General features: G+C 62.0%; 23 protein-coding genes. 4 read left to right on the top strand and 19 right to left on the bottom strand.

Going from position 1 to position 22,050, the window contains the following annotated elements:
- Positions 1-66: 66 nt before the first annotated feature.
- Together dnaN and EP867_RS07805 are read right to left on the bottom strand one after the other, a co-directional pair.
- Positions 67-1,185 (bottom strand): DNA polymerase III subunit beta, encoded by a 1,119-nt coding sequence (dnaN, locus tag EP867_RS07800; protein ID WP_128487873.1) that lies wholly within the window; start codon positions 1,183-1,185, stop codon positions 67-69.
- Positions 1,186-1,298: 113 nt separating this feature from the next.
- Positions 1,299-2,285 carry a 2-hydroxyacid dehydrogenase gene (locus EP867_RS07805; protein WP_128487875.1) on the bottom strand — a complete coding sequence of 329 codons (987 nt, stop codon included), beginning with the start codon at positions 2,283-2,285 and terminating at the stop codon, positions 1,299-1,301.
- Positions 2,286-2,444: 159 nt separating this feature from the next.
- Between EP867_RS07805 and EP867_RS07810 the strand changes: the two genes are divergently transcribed.
- The 3 genes from EP867_RS07810 to fahA all read left to right on the top strand — a co-directional run bounded on the left by EP867_RS07810 (position 2,445) and on the right by fahA (position 5,388).
- On the top strand, positions 2,445-3,068 hold the full coding sequence (locus tag EP867_RS07810; RefSeq protein WP_241656856.1) for an SH3 domain-containing protein: 624 nt from the start codon (positions 2,445-2,447) through the stop codon (positions 3,066-3,068).
- Between the two features lie 41 nt (positions 3,069-3,109).
- Entirely contained in the window at positions 3,110-3,988 is an 879-nt protein-coding gene (locus EP867_RS07815) for a cation diffusion facilitator family transporter (protein ID WP_128487877.1), read from the top strand.
- A 134-nt stretch (positions 3,989-4,122) separates the two neighbouring features.
- Entirely contained in the window at positions 4,123-5,388 is a 1,266-nt protein-coding gene (fahA, locus tag EP867_RS07820; RefSeq protein WP_128487879.1) for a fumarylacetoacetase, read from the top strand.
- On the opposite strand, the gene EP867_RS07825 is transcribed toward fahA, so the two are convergent.
- From EP867_RS07825 to EP867_RS07900, 16 genes are all read right to left on the bottom strand, one after another.
- Positions 5,385-5,879, bottom strand: coding sequence for a hypothetical protein (locus EP867_RS07825; protein WP_128487881.1), 495 nt, complete (start codon positions 5,877-5,879; stop codon positions 5,385-5,387). The two genes, fahA and EP867_RS07825, sit on opposite strands and share 4 nt — an antisense overlap.
- Before the next feature lie 34 nt (positions 5,880-5,913).
- Positions 5,914-6,549: a trimeric intracellular cation channel family protein gene (locus EP867_RS07830; RefSeq protein WP_128487883.1), complete on the bottom strand. Its 636-nt coding sequence runs from the start codon at positions 6,547-6,549 to the stop codon at positions 5,914-5,916.
- The gene (rnhA, locus tag EP867_RS07835) at positions 6,546-7,010 is read right to left on the bottom strand and encodes a ribonuclease HI (protein ID WP_128487885.1); all 465 of its coding nucleotides are present in this window, start codon (positions 7,008-7,010) and stop codon (positions 6,546-6,548) included. Before rnhA ends, EP867_RS07830 begins: the two co-directional genes overlap by 4 nt.
- An 84-nt stretch (positions 7,011-7,094) precedes the next feature.
- Positions 7,095-8,513, bottom strand: coding sequence for a Do family serine endopeptidase (locus EP867_RS07840; RefSeq protein ID WP_128487887.1), 1,419 nt, complete (start codon positions 8,511-8,513; stop codon positions 7,095-7,097).
- A 160-nt stretch (positions 8,514-8,673) separates the two neighbouring features.
- Positions 8,674-9,093, bottom strand: a complete 420-nt coding sequence (gene rplQ, locus EP867_RS07845) for a 50S ribosomal protein L17 (protein ID WP_128487889.1) — start codon at positions 9,091-9,093, stop codon at positions 8,674-8,676.
- A 152-nt stretch (positions 9,094-9,245) separates the two neighbouring features.
- Complete coding sequence (locus EP867_RS07850) at positions 9,246-10,262, bottom strand: DNA-directed RNA polymerase subunit alpha (protein WP_124966407.1); 1,017 nt, start codon at positions 10,260-10,262, stop codon at positions 9,246-9,248.
- Positions 10,263-10,377: 115 nt separating this feature from the next.
- Positions 10,378-10,773: a 30S ribosomal protein S11 gene (rpsK, locus tag EP867_RS07855; protein WP_128487891.1), complete on the bottom strand. Its 396-nt coding sequence runs from the start codon at positions 10,771-10,773 to the stop codon at positions 10,378-10,380.
- Between the two features lie 14 nt (positions 10,774-10,787).
- On the bottom strand, positions 10,788-11,156 hold the full coding sequence (rpsM, locus tag EP867_RS07860) for a 30S ribosomal protein S13 (protein WP_128487894.1): 369 nt from the start codon (positions 11,154-11,156) through the stop codon (positions 10,788-10,790).
- 192 nt (positions 11,157-11,348) lie between these two features.
- Entirely contained in the window at positions 11,349-11,996 is a 648-nt protein-coding gene (locus EP867_RS07865; protein ID WP_128487896.1) for an adenylate kinase, read from the bottom strand.
- Between the two features lie 18 nt (positions 11,997-12,014).
- A complete protein-coding gene (gene secY / locus EP867_RS07870) occupies positions 12,015-13,370 on the bottom strand; it encodes a preprotein translocase subunit SecY (protein WP_128487898.1) in 1,356 nt (451 codons plus the stop codon).
- 100 nt (positions 13,371-13,470) lie between these two features.
- Entirely contained in the window at positions 13,471-13,947 is a 477-nt protein-coding gene (gene rplO / locus EP867_RS07875; protein ID WP_128487900.1) for a 50S ribosomal protein L15, read from the bottom strand.
- Between the two features lie 520 nt (positions 13,948-14,467).
- Positions 14,468-16,030 carry an FAD-binding oxidoreductase gene (locus EP867_RS07880; protein WP_128487902.1) on the bottom strand — a complete coding sequence of 521 codons (1,563 nt, stop codon included), beginning with the start codon at positions 16,028-16,030 and terminating at the stop codon, positions 14,468-14,470.
- A 6-nt stretch (positions 16,031-16,036) separates the two neighbouring features.
- Entirely contained in the window at positions 16,037-16,384 is a 348-nt protein-coding gene (locus EP867_RS07885) for a c-type cytochrome (RefSeq protein WP_128487904.1), read from the bottom strand.
- Between the two features lie 4 nt (positions 16,385-16,388).
- Entirely contained in the window at positions 16,389-16,751 is a 363-nt protein-coding gene (locus EP867_RS07890; RefSeq protein WP_128487906.1) for a hypothetical protein, read from the bottom strand.
- A gap of 694 nt (positions 16,752-17,445) precedes the next feature.
- Positions 17,446-18,552 (bottom strand): M20 family metallopeptidase, encoded by a 1,107-nt coding sequence (locus EP867_RS07895; RefSeq protein WP_128487908.1) that lies wholly within the window; start codon positions 18,550-18,552, stop codon positions 17,446-17,448.
- A gap of 118 nt (positions 18,553-18,670) precedes the next feature.
- Entirely contained in the window at positions 18,671-19,045 is a 375-nt protein-coding gene (locus tag EP867_RS07900) for a VOC family protein (RefSeq protein ID WP_128487910.1), read from the bottom strand.
- Between the two features lie 309 nt (positions 19,046-19,354).
- On the opposite strand from EP867_RS07900, the gene EP867_RS07905 reads away from it, so the two are divergent.
- Positions 19,355-20,830, top strand: coding sequence for an inorganic phosphate transporter (locus EP867_RS07905; RefSeq protein ID WP_128487912.1), 1,476 nt, complete (start codon positions 19,355-19,357; stop codon positions 20,828-20,830).
- Between the two features lie 78 nt (positions 20,831-20,908).
- Here the strand turns inward: EP867_RS07905 and EP867_RS07910 are convergent, their stop codons facing one another.
- Positions 20,909-21,880: a glycosyltransferase family 2 protein gene (locus tag EP867_RS07910; RefSeq protein WP_164888797.1), complete on the bottom strand. Its 972-nt coding sequence runs from the start codon at positions 21,878-21,880 to the stop codon at positions 20,909-20,911.
- Between the last annotated feature and the right edge of the window lie 170 nt (positions 21,881-22,050).

Below are 22,050 nucleotides of genomic sequence, written 5' to 3' on the forward strand. Positions count from 1 at the left end.
ATCTGACTTTGGCTTTTTCAAAATACTCCGGGGGTCCGGGGGCAGCGCCCCCGGCCGTCAGAGGTGTTACACACGCATCGGCATGACGACATAGACCGCGGAAGTGTCATTGCCCTCACGCATCAGCGTCGGATCGCCGGCCGAATTAAACAGGAAGACCGCATTTTCGCGGTCCACCTGACCTGCGATCTCCAGCAGATATTTGGCGTTAAACCCGATCTCCAGCCGCTCATCGGCATAGGCCACAATCAGCTCTTCCTCAGCCGCACCCGAATCCGGCGCATTGACCGAAAGAACCAGACGGTCCTCCTCAATCGCCAGCTTCACCGCGCGCGAGCGCTCAGAGGACACCGTCGCCACGCGGTCCACGGCCTTTGCAAAAGCCTGGGCATCGACTTCCAGACGGCGGGTATTGCCGGTCGGGATCACGCGGCTGTAATCCGGGAAGGTCCCGTCGATCACCTTCGAAGTCAGCGTCAGGCTGGCGTTGGAAAACCGCACCTTGGTCTCCGAGACCGACACCTCAATCTCCGCCTCGCCCTCATCAAGAAGCTTGCGCAGCTCATTGACGGTCTTGCGCGGCACGATCACGCCCGGCATGCCGGCAGCCCCTTCGGGCAGCGGCGCATCAATCCGCGCCAGGCGGTGACCATCGGTCGCCACACAGCGCAAAGCCGGACCCTCTTCGCCCTGAGCGGTATGCATATAAACACCGTTCAGATAATAGCGGGTCTCTTCGGTCGAGATGGCGAATTTCGCCTTCTCAAAAAGACGGCGCAGCACCGAGGCCGGAGCCTTAAAGCCCGTCATATATTCCGAGCTGGCCATGACCGGAAAATCTTCACGCGGCAGCGTCGCCAGGCTGAAGCTCGAGCGCCCCGCCTGGATCTGCAGACGGCCCGAGACCGCATCATCGGTCAGCGTGACCAGCGCGCCGTCAGGCAGCTTGCGCACGATTTCATGCAGCATGACCGCTGAGACGGTGGTCGCACCCGTACGCTCCACCTGAGCCTCGGCCTTATCCACCACCTCAATATCCAGATCGGTGGCGCGGAACGACACACCGGCCTCGACCGCCTCGATCAGCACATTGGCGAGGATCGGAATGGTATTGCGGCGTTCCACCACCGACTGTGCCTGAGCCACCGCTTTCAGAAGCGTCGCACGCTCGATGCTGAATCTCATCCGAACCCCCTGTTCCTGCCGCGACCGGTGCCCTCACCGGCCGGGAGGAGCAAACTACCGGGAAACCCGCGTAATTCAAGAGGGCGCGGTCATTTTCCGCGCCCCGAAGGGCCTTAAAGCATCCCCGGAATGACGCGGTCCGGCGGGCGGTGACCATCGGCAAAGGTCTTAATGTTCAGGATCACCTTCTCCCCCATCTCCACGCGCCCCTCGAGCGTGGCCGATCCCATATGCGGCAGCAGCACCACCTGCGACAGATCGCGCAACCCCGGGGTGATTTCATGGCCATGCTCAAAAACATCAAGCCCCGCCCCGGCGATCTCGCCCGCCTTCAGCCCGCGCAGAAGCGCATTCTCATCAATCACCTCCCCGCGTGAGGTATTCACGATCACCGCAGACGGCTTCAGGAGTTTCAGCCGCCGCGCACTGAGCAGATGGAAGGTCGAGGGCGTATGCGGGCAGTTCACCGAGATCACATCCATCCGCGCCAGCATCTGGTCAAGGCTCTCCCAATAAGTCGCCTCCACCGAACCTTCGACCTCAGGGCGCAGGCGGCGGCGGTTGTGGTAATGGATCTGCATCCCAAATGCCCGCGCCCGCCGCGCCACGGCCAGACCCACCTGCCCCATGCCTAAGATCCCAAGGCGCAGCCCCGAAATCCGCCGTCCCAGATGCGCCATGGGCGACCAGCCCTGCCAGTTGCCCGAGGCCATGTCCTGAAGCCCTTCAGGCAGGCGGCGCAGCACCCCAAGGATCAGCGCCATGGTCATATCGGCGGTATCTTCCGACAGAACCCCGGGCGTATGCGAGACCACGATCCCGCGCTGCCGCGCGGTTGCCACGTCGATTTGATCCACCCCCGCGCCATAGTTTGCAATCAGCCGCAGCTGCGGTCCGGCATGGGCCAGAAGAGCGGCATCGATGCGGTCGGTCACACAGGGCACCAGGACATCGGCCTCCCGCAGTGCCGCCGCCAGCTCTTCACGGCTCATCGCCACATCGCTGTCACGCAGCCGGACATTGAAAAGCTCGCTCATGCGGGTCTCAACCGCTTCCGGCAACCGCCGCGTCACAACCACATTGAGCTTTTTGCCTGCCATTGCCCGGTCCCTCCACTTCCAAACCGCCCGCTTCTTTGGCAAAGTGGCAAATGCCGGGACGACAGACAAGCTCTGCCGCATGGCAGGCGTGACGCGAGGGTGAAAAGACCCCGCGCCCGGCTTTCCTTCTCCGGGCCTATGCCCCTGTGGACAGATAGAATGATGCGGCTGACCCTGATTGCGCTGACCCTGGCCTCTCTGGCGACCCTGAGCCTTCTGCCTCACGGCGCGGCTTTCAGCCAGGAGGCCCCTGCGGCAGAGGAAGAAGAAAGCAGCAGCGGCACCGCCGGCGAGGGGCCGGCTCCCGCCGCCGCAGCCCCCGTGGCCCGTTCAGGCTCCAAAGACTGCCCGCCGGGGATCGGCTGCGTCACCCGCCGCCCCCTGCCGCGCTATGTCTCGCTCAAAGGGGCTGAGGCGCGGGCGCGGCGCGGCCCCGCCTCGGACCACCGGGTTGACTGGATCTACCAGCGCCAGGGCCTGCCGCTGAAAGTCACCGCCGAATATGAAAACTGGCGCCGCGTTGAAGACAGCGAAGGCGCGGGCGGCTGGATGCATTTCGCCCTTTTGTCCAATAACCGCTCGGCCATGATTATGGCCGAGATGGCCGATATCTACGACGCCCCCGGCGGTCACGGCAGCCTCACGGCCCGCGCGCAGCAAAGGGCAGTGGTGCGCCTGCTGGAATGCCAGCCCGACTGGTGCCGCATCTCGGCTGAGGGCATTCGGGGCTGGGTCAAAAAGTCCGATATCTGGGGGGTGGAGCCAGGCGAGGTTTTCGAATAAGTCCCCCCGCCTGAGCCATTAAAGGCGGAAGGTGTCCCACCATGACCGAGCATCACCAGCTGAACCTTCGGGCCGCCAAAGCTTCCGTCTTTGCCGCCATGGCGCTGATCGTGATCAAAATCGCGGCGCTGGTGAAGACCGATGCGCTGTCGATCGCGGCCTCACTGGTGGATTCCGGTCTCGATCTGATGATGAGCCTCGGGGCGATCACAGCGATCTTTTACGCCGCGCGTCCCCCCGATGAAGATCACGCCTTCGGTCACACCTCTGTCGAAGATCTGACGGCACTTTTTCAGGCGCTGATCCTGATCCTCTCTGCCATCGGGCTGATCTCAGGCGCGGTCCTGCGCTTTCAGGCCGAAGAGCCGCCGCAGCTGGCGGCTGAGGGCTGGGGCGTTCTCGCCATGGTGCTGAGCATGGCGATCACCATGGCACTGGTCTGGTGGCAGGGCTATGTGGCAGGCCGGACCGGCAATCGGGTCATCGCAGCGGACCGGCTGCATTATATGGCCGATCTTTTGCCCGCAGCCGGCTCCATTCTGGCGCTTCTGGCCTCGAAATACTTTGGGATCTGGCAACTCGATGCCATTGTCGCCGTCATCGCGGCACTGGTTTTGCTGAAAGGGGCCGCAGGCATCGGGCGCGGTGCCTGGGATGCGCTTATGGACCGTCGCGCCGACCCGGAGATCATCGCCGGGATCAGTGCGATTGCGGACACATGGCCGGGGGTCATCTCCTGGCATGATCTCAAGACCCGCACCTCGGGCAGCCAGATCTTCGCGCAGCTTCACATCGAACTCGACGGAAATCTGCCGCTGCACGAAGCCCATGACATCGGCGCCGGTCTGCGCCGGGCGATCCGCGAGAGCTACCCTCAGGTCGATCTGATCATCCATAAAGACGTGGCCAGGCGCGACTGAAGCGCCCCCCGCCTGTCTGCCGGGGGCAGATTATCTGCCCTGAAGATCACAATTTCCTCAATCTTCCCCCCGCCCCCTTGCCTTGCCGCAGGCAGCCCGACATGCTGTCCGCCGCTCAACAGGGAGGAGAAAACATGCCGTTGATGCGGTCCTGGGTGGAAAGCGCCAATACGCCGGAGACTGATTTTCCGCTGAACAACCTGCCCTGCGGTGTTTTCTCCACTCCTGCCACGGGGCTGCGCTGCGGTGTGGCCATCGGCGATCAGATCCTTGATGTCACCGCGCTTGAGGCGGCAGGTCTTCTGAAACTGGCCGAGTCGCCCATTTTTGACGCGCCCTTCTGGAACCCGCTGATGGAGCTTGGTCCCGCGGCCTGGGCGCGGTTTCGCATTCTGCTGCTGGGCTTTCTGACGGAAGGCGCTCCGGTGCAGGCACAGGTCAGCGAAATGCTGGTGCCGCAATCCGCCGCCCGGATGCATCTGCCCTTCATCGTCGGCGAACTCACGGATTTTTACTCCGGCCGCTATCACGCCGAGAATGTCAGCCGGATGTTCAAAGGCAAAACACCGATGCTGACGCCGAACTGGGCGCAGATGCCGCTGGCCTATAACGGTCGGGCCTCCTCAGTCATCGTCTCGGGCACCGGAATCCGGCGGCCTGTCGGTCAGATCAAACCCTCCGGTCAGGATCGCTCCATCCTCAGCCCCACGCGGCGCTTTGACTTTGAGCTGGAACTCGGCGCGGTGATCGGTCAGCCCGCTGAGGGTCCGATCTCGGTCGCTCAGGCGGATGAGATGATCTTTGGCTATGTCCTGCTCAACGACTGGTCGGCGCGGGATTTCCAGGCCTGGGAGGCCAATCCCATGGGGCCTTTCACCGCCAAAGCCAGCGCCACCACCATCAGCCCCTGGATCGTGATGAAAGCGGCGCTTGAGAACTTCCGCCGCCCCGCGCCTGAGCGTCACCAGCCGCTGCTGGCCTATCTGCGTGAGCCGGGACCGATCTTTTACGACATCGATCTTGAAGTCGCGCTGCAGGCAGAGGGCTATCCCGAGAAGGTCGTCTCGCGCACCAACAGCCGCCATCTTTACTATGCCTCAGCGCAGCAGCTGGCGCATCAGGCGATCAGCGGTGCACCGACCTCGGTGGGCGATCTCATCGGCTCAGGCACCATCTCGGGGCCGGATGCGGGCAGCTATGGCTCGATGCTGGAGCTGTCGCAGGGCGGCAAAGAGCCCTTCGAGATCGCGCCCGGCGTGACCCGGGGCTTTCTGGAAGACGGCGACAGCGTGATTCTGCGCGGCCATGCCCGCGGCGAAGGCTTCCGCATCGGCTTTGGCGAATGTCGGGGCAAGATGCTGCCTTCAGCCCCCCTGCCCGACTGGGCCCGGGACGCTTAAGTCAGCCCCAGACGGCGCAGCACGTCTTTAAGACGCAGGCGGCTGCTCTCCGGCCCCGGCCAGGCGGTCTGCGCATACCAGACGGAAAACAGCATTGCGGCCGCATCGCGGCCCTTTGCCCCGCCGCCAAGGCGCAAAGCGATCTCAGCCTCGACCCGGGCACGCCAGCTTACAGCGCGCTGCGGCTGCAGACGGGCCACCGGCAGCAGCGCACCGTTCAGCCGTTTCAGAAACTGAATGGCGCCTTTGGCATCGCGCCCTGCTTCTGCCGAAGCCAGTTCCGTCAGCGCTTCAAGCCGCTGCCAGGCGGCATCCCGGCTGTCGGCGATCATGGCGGCAACCGTGCCGTGACGCTCAGCCAGAGAGGAGGCCGCAAGCCCGGCCCGCTCTGCGATGGCGGCGAAGGTCACGGCTTTTTCCCCGCGGCTGGCCAGAAGCGACAACACCGCCTCAAAGACCACCTCATCGGGCACTTTCCGTGCACGACCCATCTCACTCGTCCTTCCCGCACCGTCTGCGCGGTGCTTATCTTTTCGCCCTTGGCGGGCGTGATTTATAAACCGGCAGACGCCAGCCAAAAGCCATCGAGCCTGCCCGCAGGGCAAAGACCATCACCCCGCAGCCAATAAGCGCAGAACCTGTCGGTAAAGTCCCTGCGGGAAGCTGGCGCAGCAAAAGCGCGGTGGCACTGCCCGCAAAGCAACAGGTGACGTAAAGCTCTCCCTGTTTCAGCACGAGCGGCACCTCATTGCAGACCACATCGCGCATCAGCCCGCCCAGGCAGCCCGTCACCACCCCCATCACCAGCACGATGGGCCAGGACTGCCCCATGGAGAGTGCAGCCCCCACCCCGGCCGGAACGGCCACCGCAAGTGCCATGGCATCAAGCCAGTCGAGCGCCTTGAGACGGCTTTCCAGCAGATGGGCGGTGAAGAACACCAGCACCGCTGCCGCCGTTGCCGCCCCCAGAAACTGCGGGGCGACCATCCAGAAGACATCGCGGTTGAGCAGCACATCGCGAACCGTTCCGCCCCCCACCGCGGTCAGACAGCCCAGAAAGATAAAGCCGATCACATCAAGCTGGGCGCGGCTGGCCGCCAACGCCCCCGTCAGGGCAAAGATCACAACCGAAGCCAGATCCAGCACCCCGATCAGCGTCATGCGGTTTTCATCTGCTTAAAGGGCGCCATTCCGGCGCGGGCCAGTTCATCTGCCCGCTCATTCTCAGCATGGCCCGCGTGGCCCTTGATCCACTGCCAGGTGACCTGATGGCGCGCCTGGGCCGCATCCAGCGCCTGCCAGAGATCGACATTCTTCACCGGCTTGCGGTCCGCGGTTTTCCAGCCGTTCTTCTTCCAGCCGAAAATCCAGCCGGTCACGCCGTTTTTCACATAGGCCGAGTCGGTGACCACCGTGATGGCACTGGGCCGCCCAAGCGCCTCAAGCGCCTGAATGGCGGCCATCAGTTCCATGCGGTTGTTGGTGGTCTCGGGCTCTCCGCCCTGAAGGGTCAGCTCTTTGACCACTTCGCCATCCCGGCGCGCCAGCAGCAGCACCCCCCAGCCCCCAGGGCCGGGATTGCCCGAACAGGCACCATCGGTATAGGCAAAAATCTGGGTCATGCGGCTCACCTGAAAACATCGGCCTCACCTTAGCGTGAAAGCGGGAGCCTGCCCAGAGTGGCAGCCCCCCCTCCCCCGCCTGCCTCAGGTGCGGAAACGCAAAGTCACCGGACGCCCCGCGCGGATCACCGAGACCGCCCAGGAGCGGTTGCGCCGTGCCGCCTCAGCCGCCGCTGCCGCCTCCACCTCTGCGGGACTGCTCACCTCTCGCCCGTTGATGGCGACCAGGAAATCGCGCGGACGCAGGCCTGCTTCCGCCGCCCAGCCCGACACGGCAGTCACCACCACGGCCTCGGACATATTGGCCTCAAGCTTCAGTTCAGCCTGGACGCTGGGGTTCAGCTGCATCACCTCCAGCCCCTGAAGGGGGCCTGCATCGCGCCCGAGCCGCCGGGGATCGCGGGCGGGGCTGTCGGGGGGCAGGATCATTTCAACCTCTGCCTCCAGATCTTTGCCGCTGCGCCGATAGCTGACCGTCGCCTTCTCACCCAGGCCCAGTTCGGACATGCGGTAGATCATCTCAGCCGGGCCGTTGACGACATGGCCGTTGAAACTGCGGATCAGATCGCCCGAGCGCAGACCTGCAGCGGCAAAGGGGCTGGCCGGATGCAGACCAGAAATCAGCACCCCCTCAGGATGGGTGAGGCCAAGGCTTTCCGAAAGCGTGCCATCGACCGCCTGCCCCGTGACCCCGGCCCAGGGCCGCATGAAGCGGTCCTTCCCCTCAGCCGCCTGCGCCACGACGGCGCGCACCAGATTTGAGGGGATTGCAAAGCCCACCCCGTTCGAACCGCCCGACTGCGACAGGATCGCGGTGTTGATACCCACAAGACGGCCCTGATGATCGACCAGCGCGCCACCAGAGTTGCCGGGGTTGATCGCCGCATCGGTCTGCAGGAAATAGCCGCGCCCGTCGCCCACTGAAATCGCCGAACGCGAGAGGGCCGAGATGATCCCCATGCTCACCGTCTGATCGAGGCCGAAGGGGTTGCCGATGGCGAGGACCAGATCCCCGACCTCCACCTCATCGCTGTCACGCAAAGTAATCGCGGGCAGTCCCTCTGCCCCTTCAAGTTTCAGCACCGCAAGATCGTTGTCCTGATCCGAGAGCACCACCTCTGCCTTCATCTGGCGGCGGTCCTGCAGCAGCACGGTGATTTCCTGCGCACCGTCAACGACATGGTAGTTCGAAACCACCAGCCCCTCAGAGCCCACGATCACGCCTGAACCCAGAGAGTTCTGCACCTCAGGCCGCACAGCGCCGAAATCACGAAAGAGCCGCTCAAACATCGGATCCCCCGCGAAGGGGCTGACACGCCGTTCCACCACCTTGGTGGCATAGATGCTGACGACGGAGGGCGCCGCCACTTTCACCACCGGAGAAAAACTCAGCGCGATCTCTCCGCGCGAGGCGGGCACCTGCTGCGCCATCCCCGGCGCAGCAGTCAGCGCCGCCATCAGAACCGCCACCGACATCCGCCGTGCCAAACGCGCGTAAGCCATGCTTCCTCCGGGAAAAATCTCTCTCACAGAAATATGGTTACGCCCCTGGCCGCGGGCAAGCCACAGCGCGGGGGCTTTTCTTCAGGGATGGCCCCGAAAAGCAAAAAGACCCGCCGGAACCGGCGGGCCTTTTCAATCACAAAAGGCTTTCGCCCGGTGATTATTCTTCAGCTGCGAACTCAGCTTCCAGACGGGCACGATCGCCAGCGCCTTTGGCCGAGGTGTCGCGGTCAACGAACTCAATGATAGCCATCGGTGCCATGTCGCCGTAACGGAAGCCGGCTTTCATGATACGGATGTAGCCACCCTGACGCTCTTTGTAGCGCGGGCCGAGGATGTCAAAGAGACGTGCGAGGTGCTTGTCTTCTTTGAGGGCAGCACGTGCCTGACGACGGGCGTGCAGGTCGCCGCGTTTCGCGAGCGTGATCAGTTTTTCAACGATCGGACGCAGTTCTTTCGCTTTCGGCAGGGTGGTCTTGATCTGCTCGTGCTCGATCAGGGCGCCCGACATGTTCGCGAAGAGAGCTTTGCGGTGCTCGTGGGTACGGTTAAGGCGACGGTAGCCGCGTGCGTGACGCATGGGTCTTCTCCAGTGCTTATTTTACTTTGTAGAGCCAGAACTGCGTAGGTTCCGACATCATTGGGGCACCATGCCCGTAAGTTCCCGGCCCACGCCGGCATTTATAAAGGGGGCGTGTAGACACGCCCCCCTCAAAAGTCAAGCAATGCGGATCAGAACTGATCTTCGAAGCGCTTTGCCAGATCTTCGATGTTTTCCGGCGGCCAGTCTTCGACTTCCATACCCAGGTGCAGCTGCATGTTCGCGAGAACTTCTTTGATCTCGTTGAGCGACTTGCGGCCGAAGTTCGGGGTGCGGAGCATCTCGGCTTCGGTTTTCTGGATAAGATCGCCGATGTAGACGATGTTGTCGTTCTTGAGGCAGTTGGCCGAACGGACCGACAGCTCAAGCTCGTCAACCTTCTTCAGCAGCAGCGGGTTGAATTCGAGACCGGTGTCGATCTCACCTGCTTTTGCCGATTCCGGCTCTTCGAAGTTAACGAAGATCGACAGCTGGTCCTGAAGGATGCGCGCAGCATAGGCCACTGCATCATCCGGGGTCAGCGAACCGTCGGTTTCGATTTTCATGGTCAGCTTGTCGTAGTCCAGAACCTGACCTTCGCGGGTCGGGGTGACTTCGTAGCTGACTTTCTTGACCGGCGAGTAGATCGCATCGATCGGGATCAGACCGATCGGGGCATCTTCCGGACGGTTCTTATCCGCCGAAACATAGCCTTTGCCGGTGTTTACGGTCAGTTCCATGAACACATCCGCGCCGTCATCCAGGTGGCAGATGACGTGGTCTTTGTTCAGGATGGTGACGCCACCGACTTCGGTGATGTCGCCGGCGGTCACAACGCCCGGACCTTTTGCCGAGATCGAGAGGCGCTTGGGCCCTTCGATATCCATGCGCAGGGCAACGCCCTTCAGGTTCAGAACGATATCGGTGACGTCTTCACGCACACCGGCAACCGAGGAGAATTCGTGCAGAACGTTGTCGATCTGGACGCTGGTGATGGCGGCGCCCTGAAGCGACGACATCAGAATGCGACGCAGAGCGTTGCCGAGCGTCAGACCAAAGCCACGCTCCAGCGGTTCGGCGATGACGGTTGCAACGCGCGACGCGTCGACACCCGGCTTGACCTCGAGCTGTTGCGGCTTGATCAGTTCCTGCCAGTTCTTGTGGATCATGCGATGCGCCTCCATTCCTGTCTGTCGTCCATGTCCCTAAACGACAGACGCCCGAGGGTCGTAAAATACGTGCAGGCCGCGCCCGGGGGCACGGCCTTATGATGCTGTTCGCGGCTCAGACGCGACGACGCTTCGGCGGACGGCAGCCGTTGTGTGCGATCGGGGTCACATCACGGATCGAGGTGATGTTGAAGCCGATGGCAGCCAGGGCGCGCAGTGCCGATTCACGACCCGAACCCGGGCCCTGAACTTCGACTTCCAGCGTTTTCACGCCGTGTTCCTGAGCTTTTTTACCAGCGTCCTCAGCAGCCATCTGTGCGGCGTAGGGGGTCGATTTACGCGAACCCTTGAAGCCCATGGTGCCAGCCGACGACCAGGAGATCGCGTTGCCCTGAACGTCAGAGATGAGGATTTTGGTGTTGTTGAACGAAGAATTCACATGGGCGACGCCCGATGCGATATTCTTACGCTCTTTTTTCTTACCAGCGCGGGCTTTGGTATCACGTGCCATGTTTCAGCGCTCCCTTACTTCTTCTTGCCGGCGATCGGCTTCGCAGGGCCCTTACGGGTGCGAGCGTTGGTATGGGTACGCTGACCGCGAACCGGGAGGTTCTTACGGTGACGCAGGCCGCGGTAGCAGCCGAGGTCCATCAGACGCTTGATGTTGGTCGAGACTTCACGACGCAGGTCGCCTTCAACGGTGAAGGTGGCGTCGATGTGCTCGCGGATTGCGAGAACTTCGGCGTCCGACAGTTCGTTGACGCGGCGGGTGCGATCGATACCCACAGCTTCGCAGATCTGCTCAGCGACGTGAGCGCCGATGCCGTGGATGTACTGCAGCGCGATCGGTACGCGTTTTGCAGTCGGGATGTTGACGCCAGCAATACGTGCCATGCGCAAGTCCTTTCGTTGCGGTTCCGTGATGCCAGAACCTTTTTTCACAACGCATAACCCAAAGTTACGGGAACAAGGGGCAGTATGCATCGCATCGAGGTGATTCGTCCGGTCCGAAAACCAGACAATGATTCCCATAGGGAGGCTGATCCCTATGGGGTTTTGCAGGCTCCGTCAAGCTGGGGCAGAGCCTCAGCGGTCAAGGACGCCGGCAATCGCTTTGGAGACTGAATCCATTTCGGCCAGTCCGTCAACACCGCTCAGCTGATCCTTGGCATAATAATAGCCGATCAGCGGCGAAGTCTTTTTGTAGTATTCCATCAGACGGGTCTTCAGCGCATCGGCGTTGTCATCTGCACGACGGGTCATCTTGTGACCGCCGCAGACATCGCAGGTGCCCTCAACCTTCGTGGGTTTGGTCTCATCGTGATAGACCGCACCGCAATCGCCGCAGGTATAGCGGCCGGTGATGCGGGCGACCAGCGCCGCATCATCAACCTGCATCTCGATGACGGCATCGAGCTTCTGACCCATCTTCTCCATCAGACGCCCGAGAGCATCTGCCTGAGGCAGCGTGCGCGGGAAGCCGTCAAAGATGAAGCCGCCGCCCTGTGCGCCGGAGAGCTTCTCTTCGATCAGACCGATCACGATCTCATCGGTGACCAGCTCACCACGCTCCATGACTTCAGCCACGCGCTTACCCATCTCCGTGCCGCTGGTTTTGGCGGCGCGAAGCATGTCACCGGTCGAGAGCTGCACCATGCCGCGCTCTTCCTCAAGTCGCTTCGCCTGGGTTCCCTTCCCTGCGCCCGGCGGCCCGAGGAGAATGATATTCGGCATGGTTCAGTGCTCCCTAACTCAGCGGCGGGCCGGTGCGCGGTTGCCGCGCTTCTTACCGGACAGACGGCTCTTTTCGATCAGGCCCTCATATTGATGGGCCAGCAGATGGCTTTGTACCTGGTTGATGGTGTCCATCGTTACCGAGACCACGATCAGAACGGAAGTCCCACCAAAGTAGAAGGGAACCGACAGCTGATTGCGCAGAATCTCAGGCAGCAGACAGACCGCAACCAGATAGGCAGATCCCAGAACCAGAACGCGGGTGACCACGTAGTTCAGGTAATCTTCGGTCTTCTTACCCGGGCGGATGCCGGGAATAAAGCCAGTCTGGTTCTTCAGGTTCTCGGCCACTTCCTCGGTCTTGAAGGAGACGTTGAAGGTGTAGAAATAGCTGAAGAAGACGATCATCAGCGCGAAGAACACGAGGTACAGCGGCTGACCAGGACCGAAATAGGCAAGAATCGTTGACATCACCGGGCCGGTGTTGCCGCCCGAGAAGGTCGAGATCGTGACCGGAAGCAGCAGCAGCGACGAGGCAAAGATCGCCGGAATAACGCCCGCCGGGTTGACTTTGATCGGCAGGTGCGACGATCCGCCGTCATAGACTTTCATGCCCACCTGACGACGGGGATACTGGATGTGGATCTTGCGCAGCGCACGCTCAACAAAGACCACAGCCGCGATGACGCCCACAACCATCACCAGAATGCCGATGATGACAGCCGGATGAATAACGCCCGACCAGCCCTGCGCGAAGAACTGAGCCAGCGCGCCCGGGATCTCAGCAACGATACCGACGAAGATGATGAGCGAAATGCCGTTGCCGATGCCGCGCTGCGTGATCTGCTCACCCAGCCACATCAGGAACATGGTGCCACCCACGAGGGTGATGACAGCGGCGATGCGGAAGAACATCCCCGGATCATGGGCCAGATCCCCGGCCTCAAGCGAAACGGCGATACCCCAGGCCTGAAAGACCGCCAGAATCACCGTGCCGAAGCGGGTGTACTGGTTCAGCTTCTTACGGCCGGCCTCGCCTTCTTTTTTCAGCTGCTCCCAGGGCTTATACATCGCCCCCACGAGCTGCACGATGATCGACGCCGAGATATAGGGCATAATCCCCAGGGCGAAGATCCCCATCCGGCTGATTGCACCGCCGGTAAACATATTAAGCATGCCACCGATGCCGGTCGCCGCCTGATCCATAAACTCTTTTAGAGCAAAGGCATCAATGCCAGGCACAGGAATGTAAGTGCCAAGGCGGTAAACGATCAGCAGGCCGATGGTAAAGAAGATACGCTGGCGCAGGTCGGTCGCTTTGCCGAGCGCCCCCCAACTCAGGTTGGCCGCCATTTGCTCTGCAGCAGATGCCATGTCCGGTCTCTTTCATGAAAGCGCCGCCGAACCGTTTCCCGGTCGGCGGCGCTGGAAAACTTGAGCAGATTTAAGCGCGACTTACCGCGCCTGCAACCGCTTATTCAGCCGAAGCAGCTTTCACCGTCAGGGTGATCTTGCCGCCAGCCTTCTCAACCGCCTCAACTGCTGCTGCCGAAGCACCTGCAACGACGAGGTTCAGCGCCGTGGTGATCTCGCCTTTTGCGAGGATACGGATGCCGTCACGCTTGTGCGAGGTCAGGCCTGCTGCAACCAGTGCGTCCTCGTTGATCTCAGCAGCAGCCGAGAGCTTGCCTGCTTCGACGAACTTCTGGATGAGGCCCAGGTTGACGACTGCGAATTCTTTGCGGTTCGGCTTGTTGAAGCCGCGCTTCGGCAGGCGACGGTAGAGCGGCATCTGACCGCCTTCGTAGCCATTCAGCGCAACGCCCGAACGCGATTTCTGACCTTTGATACCACGGCCGGCAGTTTTGCCTTTGCCCGAACCAGGACCGCGTGCAACGCGTTTCTGTTTCTTTGCTGCGCCGTCGTTATCGCGAAGTTCGTGAAGTTTCATGTCGCTCTCCTTGCCGGAAACCCCCGCCAGCGACGGATGGGGACACACGGCCTGTCAAAAATGAAATCTGCCCGAGGACAGACCCGCTGCCTTTATACCCGAAAGCCTCCGGGTTCAAGGCGATTCCCCCCCTTTCAGGGAGGCGGCGGCGGCAGAGCCCTGCCCCGCCGCCGCGCAAACTCAGATATCGGAGACACTCAAAGCCGAATCGATGGCAAAGTCCTGCACATCTTCATTGGCTGCAACGGCCCCCGCAACGCTCATGCAACCCGACATCAGACAGCAGCGATCAGGTGAGTGGCAGGGAGCAGTTTCTTAGTAACAACGGAAATTCCGTATATTTTCCAACGCCTTCCTGACAGACCACCGCGACGCGCCTACCCCCCCCGGAGGGACCATCCGCCCTGCCCGCCTGACCCTTTGACAATGACGTCTTTACCTGGAGAAGCGGTGCTCAACAAAACAGCCCGAAAGCGTGAGCTTTCGGGCTGCGAACTCGTTAATTACAACCGGCAGTCGATCAGATGTCGATGCCCGATTTACCCGGCGCGAGGATGCCTTTCGGGTCCAGCGCGCGCTTCAGGGTGCGGTTGATGTTGCGCTGAGCTTCACCATAGGTATCCGCGACCTGATCCATGAAGGCGTTGTTCACGCGATACACGGCGTAGCCTTTTTCAGCGAACTTCTCGATCAGCTCTTTGAAGCAGTCGTAAGCGCGCTTGGTCTCTTCTTCCGACGATTTGTCGTAGAGAACGTCGATGATGTGGTGCATGTCGCGCATACCCACGATGTATTCACCCACGTAGTCGAAACCGTATTTGTTCAGGATTTCGGTCGCCAGTTTGGTCTGGTCGATCGTTTCCGAACCTTTGGCCACGGTCACCGGTGCGAACCACATCGAGCCACCGCCCTGGCCGCGGTCATTGCGCCAGCGATAGAGGCCGAATTCCTGCATGGTCATGTAACCACGCATCAGGTCTGCACGATATTGGAACGGCTGGGTGCCACCATGCTCTTCTTCGGTGATCAGACGGCCTTTGCCGTGCTTTTCAACGACCGATTTCACGATGTTCCAGTTAACGTCGACCTGCTCCTGGGTGCCGTAAAGCGCGGCATAGACGTTCCAGGCACCGAGGCCTTCTTTCTCGCGGATTTCCTGCAGGACTTCCGGCGGAGTGAAGCCGTCACCATCGTAGTATTTGGTGCGCGAGATGATCCCGGCAGCTTCATACATGGTGTTGGCGTAAACGATCGCGTTCGGAATGGTGTTCGACAGACGCAGCGGACGCAGCAGGTCAACGATTTCCTGGATGTCATCATCGTGGTCGTAGATGATGCCAAAGGGTTTGTAGACCGGCGGCTTCGGCATCAGCCAGATGCCCATCTTGGTGCAGATGCCGTAGTTCGACTGGGTGAAGATCCCGTCGAGATACGGGCCGTAGCCCCATTTGAACACCTGCCACGAGGTCGAGCCTTCGACGCCGCCCATACCGGTGCGCAGAACTTCGCCGTTGGCCAGAACCACTTCCATGCCGCACTGCATCATGAAGTGCTCACCGTAGGGGGTGTAGCCCACGCCGCGGTCCATGGTGTTGCCGACCGGGCCTGCGATGGCCGAGGGGGCCGGGCAGGACAGATAGAACGGCAGGTCGTTTTCCTGCAGGTAGTCAAAGAGCTGCTGGTAGGTCACGCCCGGCTCAAGCAGCGCGGTGCCGAGGTCACGGTCAACGCTGATGATTTTGTTCATGTGCTTGAGGTCAAGCACAACGGTGCCGCGCTTCGACACACCATAGGTGCCGTAGCCGAAGTTACGGCCGGTCGAGACGGTCCAGACCGGAACGTTGTATTCGTTACAGATTTTGACGACAGCCTGAACCTGCTCAACGGTGGTCGCCTGGACCACTGCCGACATGCGGTAGTCGTTGTCGTCAACCGGCATCATGGTTTTGAAATAGGGCTGCAGACGCTCTTCCGTGGTCAGAACGTTTTCAGCACCCAGAACGGCCTGGAACTCAGCAACGGCTTTCGCAAAGTTCTCGGCAGTGACGCCTTCGGGAAGGGCTACGAATTCTTGATCGCTCATGATGCGTCACTCACCTTTATAAACATTTTTCGCCATATAATCGGCGATCTCGACGATGAGGGCATCGCTGATATGCGCGGCGGCGAAGGCCGGCATGGCCAGGTGGCCGTTGCGCACAAAGTGCTTCAGCGTGTCCGCGTCATATTCAACCACCGAGAGATCCGGGCCGACCGACTGGTCGGTCTTGTCGTCAACGGTGGTGTGGCAGCGGGCGCAGACCTTTTCCCAGGCAGCCTGACCGTCAGCAAAGTATTTGCGGTCGTCGAGGCGCTCGGTGATGGTTTCGGCAGCAGCGGCATTCGCCGACAGCGCCACTGCGGCCACAGCCGCGATGCGAAGCATGGTAGCTTTCATCAGATCACACTCCGGTGGAGGTCAGGCGGTAGTCGGCAAGACCGGCAGCCGCGGAAACTTGGGTGGCCTGGACGCCGACACGGGTAAGCGCCACGTCAAAGAGCACAGCATCGGCCGCATCCAGCGACAGACGCAGGGTCGACCCCGCATTCCGGTTCAGAGCGGCCTCAATGGCGCGCACATCTGCCAGACGGTCGCCGCTCAGAACCAGGTGCTTTGCACCCTGCAGAGCCGGCGCCATGGGGCGGGCAGGACTTGCAATGCTGACCAGGCTCTCGCCGGCAGTTGAAGCCACAGCTGCTCCGGCAAGCGAAAGCGCCGCCAGGGCACCACCGCTTGAAATCATAAAACCGCGTCTCGTAATCATACAGCCTCCGCATGTAAGCCGCGCAGCAGGTTAAACCAACCAGCCCGCACGAAAGTGACTTTCGGCGGCGGAAACCTGGTATGGCATTCGGGCAGGATCGGGGACGGCATTTCGCCCGCGCCAGGAAAACTCCGTGGCTGCGGATGGGGTTCCCGATACCGGAGACCGGCTCCGGTGCAGGCCGCTTTGGCAGAGCGGTTTTACCCTGTCAACGAAAGCCGCAGCCGGGCTCACGGGGCCCGATCCCCTCGCTGCAATGCAGCAGATGGCGCAGGTCTGTTCTTCGCCGCGTCGGGGAAAATCGGGTTCGTCAGGCGGGCTCTGACCCGCCCCGGAAAAGGATCTCCGCCGCCTCCGGGCTTCGTCTGAGTGCAATAGTTTGAAAAACAAGGCCTTCGCAGCCGGGGCTGCCCTGCGACAAGTTGACAGCTTGAGTCTGAGATCTCTGATCGGTGTGCAACGGCATACCGAACAGAAGGTCCGACCTTAATAAAGTCACTTCATTGTGCCTTCGCAGATGCAAAAGCCCCCCGATGGGCAGATTGTCGCAGGCCCCCTTCAGGGGCTGAAAAGGCCTCTCCCGGCCGGGTCCTGCCCTGCCCGCACAAATGCGTGACAAAACCACAGGTCGTTGCGCAGAGGTGAGTCTTTCATCCGGGGGGATGCGGGCCGGAGGTCCCGCCCGCATCAGGTCTTAAAGGCTGCGCAGCAAAGCCTTCATCAGCGCCTGTCGCGGCGCGATCGAGGAGATCAGACCATGTTCCTGCAGGGTATGTGCCCCGTCGCCGTCGATCCCCAGCCCGTCGAGCGTCGGGACCCCGAGGGCCGCGGTGAAGTTGCCGTCCGATCCGCCGCCGGTCATCGGCACATCTTCAAGTGTGAAGCCGATCTCAGCCGCGAGCCCCTTTGCCAGATCGAAAAGCGCCGCCACTTCCGGGGTCTTTTCGTAAGGCGGACGGTTCATGCCGCCGCGAATGTGAAGGGTCGTATCGGGCGTGCGCGGTGTCAGCGCCAGCACGCGGCGCACCAGATCCTCTCCTGCCGCAAGGCTTGAGACACGTCCGTCAATCTTCAGGCTCGCGAACTGCGGCACCACATTGGTCACGGTGCCACCTTTCAGCTGGCCGACGTTAATCGTCGTGCCGGCCTCATAATCCGTCATCCCCTCAAGGGTCAGCACCTGATGCGCCGCCTCCCGCAGGGCTGAGCGCCCCAGAGCATGGTTCACGCCCGCATGCGCGGCGCGGCCCTCGATCTCCATCTCGAAGGAGGCGGTGCCTTTGCGGGCCGTGACGATCCTGCCGCCCTGACGGGCCGGCTCGGTGATCAGGGCGGCGCGGGCGCCTTTGGCCTCAGCCTCGATCAGGGCGCGGCTGGTCGGCGAGCCGATCTCTTCATCGGCAGTGAAGATAAAGGTCACCGGCCGGGTCAGCAGCCCCTCAGACAGCGCCTCACGGAAGGCCTGCAGCGCAAGCCAGGCGCCTGCCTTCATATCATAAAGACCGGGGCCGTAAAATTTATCCCCCTCAACCCGAAGAGGCAGCGGTCCGTTGATCGTGCCTTTCGGATGCACCGTATCAAGGTGTGAGAGCACCAGAACCGGCGCCTGCCCGTTCTGCGGCCCTGCCCGCAGTACCAGATGATCGCCCAGCCCCTCGCGCCCGGCGATCCGCTCTGTTGAGATGGCCTGGCCTGCAACCTCTGCGGCCACCAGATCCATCATGGCGTTCACGCCCGCGGCGTCCTGGCTCTGGCTTTCCTGCCGCACCCAGACGCTGATCGCCTCTGTCGCTGATGTCATTCTTTGCCCCTGTCGTCGTCAGATAAAAAAGCGGCACCCCCGTCCGGAGGTGCCGCCGCTGTGGGTCATTGCCCCGCCTGCGGGGCCGGGCAACGTTCTGCCGTCCCCGCGGGATGCATCAGGATTTCACGCGGCAGAGCGCGCAGAGCTTGTTGCCCGAAGGATCGCGCAGATAAGCGAGCCAGAGGCCATTGCCACGATCACCGGGCGGGTCCTCGATGGCGGTGCCGCCATGCGCCAGCCCTGCCGCATGCCAGGCCTTCACCGCCTCAGGCGAGCTGGCTGCAAAGCCGATGGTGCCGCCATTCGCGCCGCTGGCCGCTTCGCCGTTGATCGGACGGGTCACGCCGAAGGTGCCGGTGGAGGTGCGGTAAAACAGACGCCCCTTCGGATCGGTCACCCCCTCAGCCACCCCAAGCGCCCCGAGGGTCGCATCATAGAAACGCTTCGCCGCGTCCATATCACTGGTACCGACAAAAATATGGCTGAACATCGCTGCCTCTTCCCTGCTGATGCCTGCAGCCGGGGCCTCTCCCCCGGCGCATGGCCCGCGGGCCTTATGCCCGCGACGGCTCCAGAATGGCGGCACCTGCGCGGGCGTCAAGCCCCGGTTCAGCCGGGCGCGCGCACCGCGCGGGGAGCCACTTTCACAGGCCGGTGTTACATGGCTGTTACAAAGGTTTTACACAAAGTCAAAAAAGGCGCGAAAAGCCGCGGTCAGGGCAGTAAAACCACTCAGAATCCGGTGGCCAGCTGTCATAAAACCCGGCAAAAGCACCCCCGGACAACACACGAGGGCACCGTGGCTGAACATGATTTTGAACCGCGCCACTTAGAGACGCTGGACCGCGACCTGGGCCGCTTTTCCGCGCTTGAGCGGGCGAGCGGATATATCGCTCGGCCGCTGGTGGCACCCGGGATCGCACTGGTCTTCATTCTGCTCTCGGGTCTCGCTGCGGCGCTGATTTTCGGGCAGACGTCGACCACGCTGATCGTTGCCTGTGCTGCCGCCATCGGGGCCTATATGGCGCTGAACATCGGCGCCAATGACGTGGCCAACAACATGGGCCCGGCTGTGGGGGCCAATGCGCTGAGCATGGGCGGCGCGATCCTGATCGCCGCGATCTTCGAAAGCGCAGGTGCGCTGATCGCAGGCGGCGATGTGGTCGATACCATCTCGAAGGGCATCGTGTCGCCCGACAGCATCTCGGCCAGCGGTGAGTTTGTCTGGGTGATGATGGCCGCTCTGCTGGCCTCGGCGCTCTGGGTCAACGTTGCGACCTATATCGGCGCGCCGGTCTCGACGACCCATGCGGTTGTGGGCGGTGTGCTCGGTTCAGGCGTGATTGCCGCTGGCATGGCCTCGGTGAACTGGGCGATGATGGGCCAGATCGTCGCCAGCTGGGTCATTTCCCCCGCGCTTGGCGGCCTGGCAGCGGCAGGTTTTCTGTGGTTCATCAAGGCGCGCATCATCTACCAGGACGATAAGATCGCCGCTGCCCGCACCTGGGTGCCGGTTCTGATCGGGGTGATGTCGGGCACTTTCGCCGCCTATCTGGCGCTGAAGGGTCTGAGCAACGTCGTCAAAATCACCATGGGGAGCGCGCTGCTGATCGGCCTTGCGGTCGGCATCCTTACCTGGCTGGTGATGATTCCGGTGATCCGCCGCCAGTCTGAGGGCCTTGAGAACCGCAACAAGTCGCTGAAAGTGCTCTTTGCGATCCCGCTGGTTGTCTCGGCCGCGCTGCTGAGCTTTGCCCATGGCGCAAACGACGTGGCCAATGCCGTTGGCCCGCTGGCGGCGATCGTTGAAGCGACCTCGGGCAATGTCGGCGGTGCCGTCAGAGTGCCGCTCTGGGTCATGGTGATCGGTGCTTTCGGGATCTCCTTCGGCCTGATGCTCTTTGGCCCGCATATGATCCGTATGGTCGGCCAGCAGATCACCAAGCTGAACCCGATGCGCGCCTATTGCGTCTCACTCTCGGCTGCGATCACCGTGATCATTGCTTCCTGGCTGGGGATGCCGGTCAGCTCGACCCATATCGCCATCGGCGCGATCTTCGGCGTCGGCTTCTTCCGCGAGTGGGATGCAGAGCGCCGCCTGAAGACGCAGCTGCGTCAGGCCGAAATCCCCGCTCTGCCGCCGGAAGAGCGCAGACGCCGCAAACTCGTGCGTCGCAATCACGTCCTGGCGATTGGCGCAGCCTGGGTGGTTACCGTGCCTGCCACCGGCGTTCTGTCCGCGCTGATCTTTGTGGTGATCCGCTACATCGCCTGACCAGGGCCTCCAGCCCTCTCAGCCGCCCGCCCCCCGGGGGCCGGGCGGCTTTTTCATACCGCAAATCCCGGCCCCTTATCAAAACCCATGGGTTTTCAGATAATGGGTCGGCTGTCTGCCCGTCAGCCAGGCGAATTTACCTGCGCAAATTGCAAAGCGGATCAGCGCCCGCAAAAGCGCCGCCCGCCCGAGGAGAGGTGCGCCCAAAAGATGCGCAATCCCTTTCCCCCCGGTCAACAGCGCCTCCGCCATCAGGCGAAGGGGGTTTTTGCGCCCTTTCAGCAGCCGGTGACGCATTTCATCCCCGATCGCCGCGTCCCGGTGGCGGCGAAACAAATACCCCAGGTTCAGCCGGCTGGCCGGAACCGTCTCATAAACCAGTGCCTCCGGCGCAAAACCCTGCTTCAGCCCGCAGCCGAAAGCCATTTCAGAGAAGGCACAGTCTTCACCGCCACAATGATTCAGCTCCGGCAGAAAACGCAGATGATGCCTGCGCAGCGCAGAGACCCGGCACATCCAATTGGCAGTCCGCAGATAAACCGGGGCGATCGGCGCACCGGCAAGCGCCCTCTCAAGAAGCGCCGCCTCCCGCCGCCACTCACGCGTCATCAGATCCAGCAGGAACCGCTGCCCCCGGGTCAGCGGCTCAATCTCATTCACCGGCAGGCAGGCTCCGCCCGCCAGATCAAGCCCCCCCTGCACGGCTGAACGGTGCAGGCAGGCGAGCCAGTCCGGATCGACCTCCTCATCATCATCAATGAAGCAGAGCCAGTCAAAACCACCGCGCAGCGCGTAATCGACCGCGAGGTTCCGCGCATTTGAAATCCCCCGCTCAGGTGCCGCATGAAGCGAGAGAGGGAAAGAAACCTCCCGCTGCAGTCCTTGAATCATCGTCTCAACCGTCAGCGGAGACCGGTTTTCGACCACCAGGACATGCATCACAACTCCGGCCGAGTTCCGCAGATTATCGAGAGACAGCAAGGCCCTGCGCAACAGAACAGGCCTGTCGAGCGTCGCAATCGCCACCAGAACGCGGTCGAGTCCCGCCATGACCACCCTGCAGTTGATAAGGTTAGGGTAGTGTCTCGTGCGCGATGATACAACTATGGACTGAATGAGATATATCATGCCTCTGGCGTTCTGGCGCATATTGGCGTTGATGATGTAACCGCCCCCCCGACGGCATCGGATGTGCCAAGGTGGGATCGTCATAATCCATT

Origin of the sequence: Falsigemmobacter intermedius (assembly GCF_004054105.1) — a bacterium.
GTDB lineage: Bacteria > Pseudomonadota > Alphaproteobacteria > Rhodobacterales > Rhodobacteraceae > Wagnerdoeblera > Wagnerdoeblera intermedia.

Coding starts and splice junctions, on each gene's coding strand:
- secY (WP_128487898.1), bottom strand. CDS start 13,370: ATGGCATCTGCTGCAGAGCAAATGGCGGCCAACCTGAGTTGGGGGGCG.
- EP867_RS07815 (WP_128487877.1), top strand. CDS start 3,110: ATGACCGAGCATCACCAGCTGAACCTTCGGGCCGCCAAAGCTTCCGTC.
- EP867_RS07895 (WP_128487908.1), bottom strand. CDS start 18,552: ATGACATCAGCGACAGAGGCGATCAGCGTCTGGGTGCGGCAGGAAAGC.
- EP867_RS07840 (WP_128487887.1), bottom strand. CDS start 8,513: ATGGCTTACGCGCGTTTGGCACGGCGGATGTCGGTGGCGGTTCTGATG.
- EP867_RS07825 (WP_128487881.1), bottom strand. CDS start 5,879: ATGGGTCGTGCACGGAAAGTGCCCGATGAGGTGGTCTTTGAGGCGGTG.
- dnaN (WP_128487873.1), bottom strand. CDS start 1,185: ATGAGATTCAGCATCGAGCGTGCGACGCTTCTGAAAGCGGTGGCTCAG.
- EP867_RS07880 (WP_128487902.1), bottom strand. CDS start 16,030: ATGAGCGATCAAGAATTCGTAGCCCTTCCCGAAGGCGTCACTGCCGAG.
- EP867_RS07885 (WP_128487904.1), bottom strand. CDS start 16,384: ATGAAAGCTACCATGCTTCGCATCGCGGCTGTGGCCGCAGTGGCGCTG.
- EP867_RS07900 (WP_128487910.1), bottom strand. CDS start 19,045: ATGTTCAGCCATATTTTTGTCGGTACCAGTGATATGGACGCGGCGAAG.
- EP867_RS07850 (WP_124966407.1), bottom strand. CDS start 10,262: ATGATCCACAAGAACTGGCAGGAACTGATCAAGCCGCAACAGCTCGAG.
- rplO (WP_128487900.1), bottom strand. CDS start 13,947: ATGAAACTTCACGAACTTCGCGATAACGACGGCGCAGCAAAGAAACAG.
- EP867_RS07805 (WP_128487875.1), bottom strand. CDS start 2,285: ATGGCAGGCAAAAAGCTCAATGTGGTTGTGACGCGGCGGTTGCCGGAA.
- EP867_RS07865 (WP_128487896.1), bottom strand. CDS start 11,996: ATGCCGAATATCATTCTCCTCGGGCCGCCGGGCGCAGGGAAGGGAACC.
- rnhA (WP_128487885.1), bottom strand. CDS start 7,010: ATGACCCAGATTTTTGCCTATACCGATGGTGCCTGTTCGGGCAATCCC.
- EP867_RS07810 (WP_241656856.1), top strand. CDS start 2,445: ATGATGCGGCTGACCCTGATTGCGCTGACCCTGGCCTCTCTGGCGACC.
- EP867_RS07830 (WP_128487883.1), bottom strand. CDS start 6,549: ATGACGCTGATCGGGGTGCTGGATCTGGCTTCGGTTGTGATCTTTGCC.
- EP867_RS07890 (WP_128487906.1), bottom strand. CDS start 16,751: ATGATTACGAGACGCGGTTTTATGATTTCAAGCGGTGGTGCCCTGGCG.
- rplQ (WP_128487889.1), bottom strand. CDS start 9,093: ATGCGTCACGCACGCGGCTACCGTCGCCTTAACCGTACCCACGAGCAC.
- fahA (WP_128487879.1), top strand. CDS start 4,123: ATGCCGTTGATGCGGTCCTGGGTGGAAAGCGCCAATACGCCGGAGACT.
- rpsK (WP_128487891.1), bottom strand. CDS start 10,773: ATGGCACGTGATACCAAAGCCCGCGCTGGTAAGAAAAAAGAGCGTAAG.
- rpsM (WP_128487894.1), bottom strand. CDS start 11,156: ATGGCACGTATTGCTGGCGTCAACATCCCGACTGCAAAACGCGTACCG.
- EP867_RS07910 (WP_164888797.1), bottom strand. CDS start 21,880: ATGGCGGGACTCGACCGCGTTCTGGTGGCGATTGCGACGCTCGACAGG.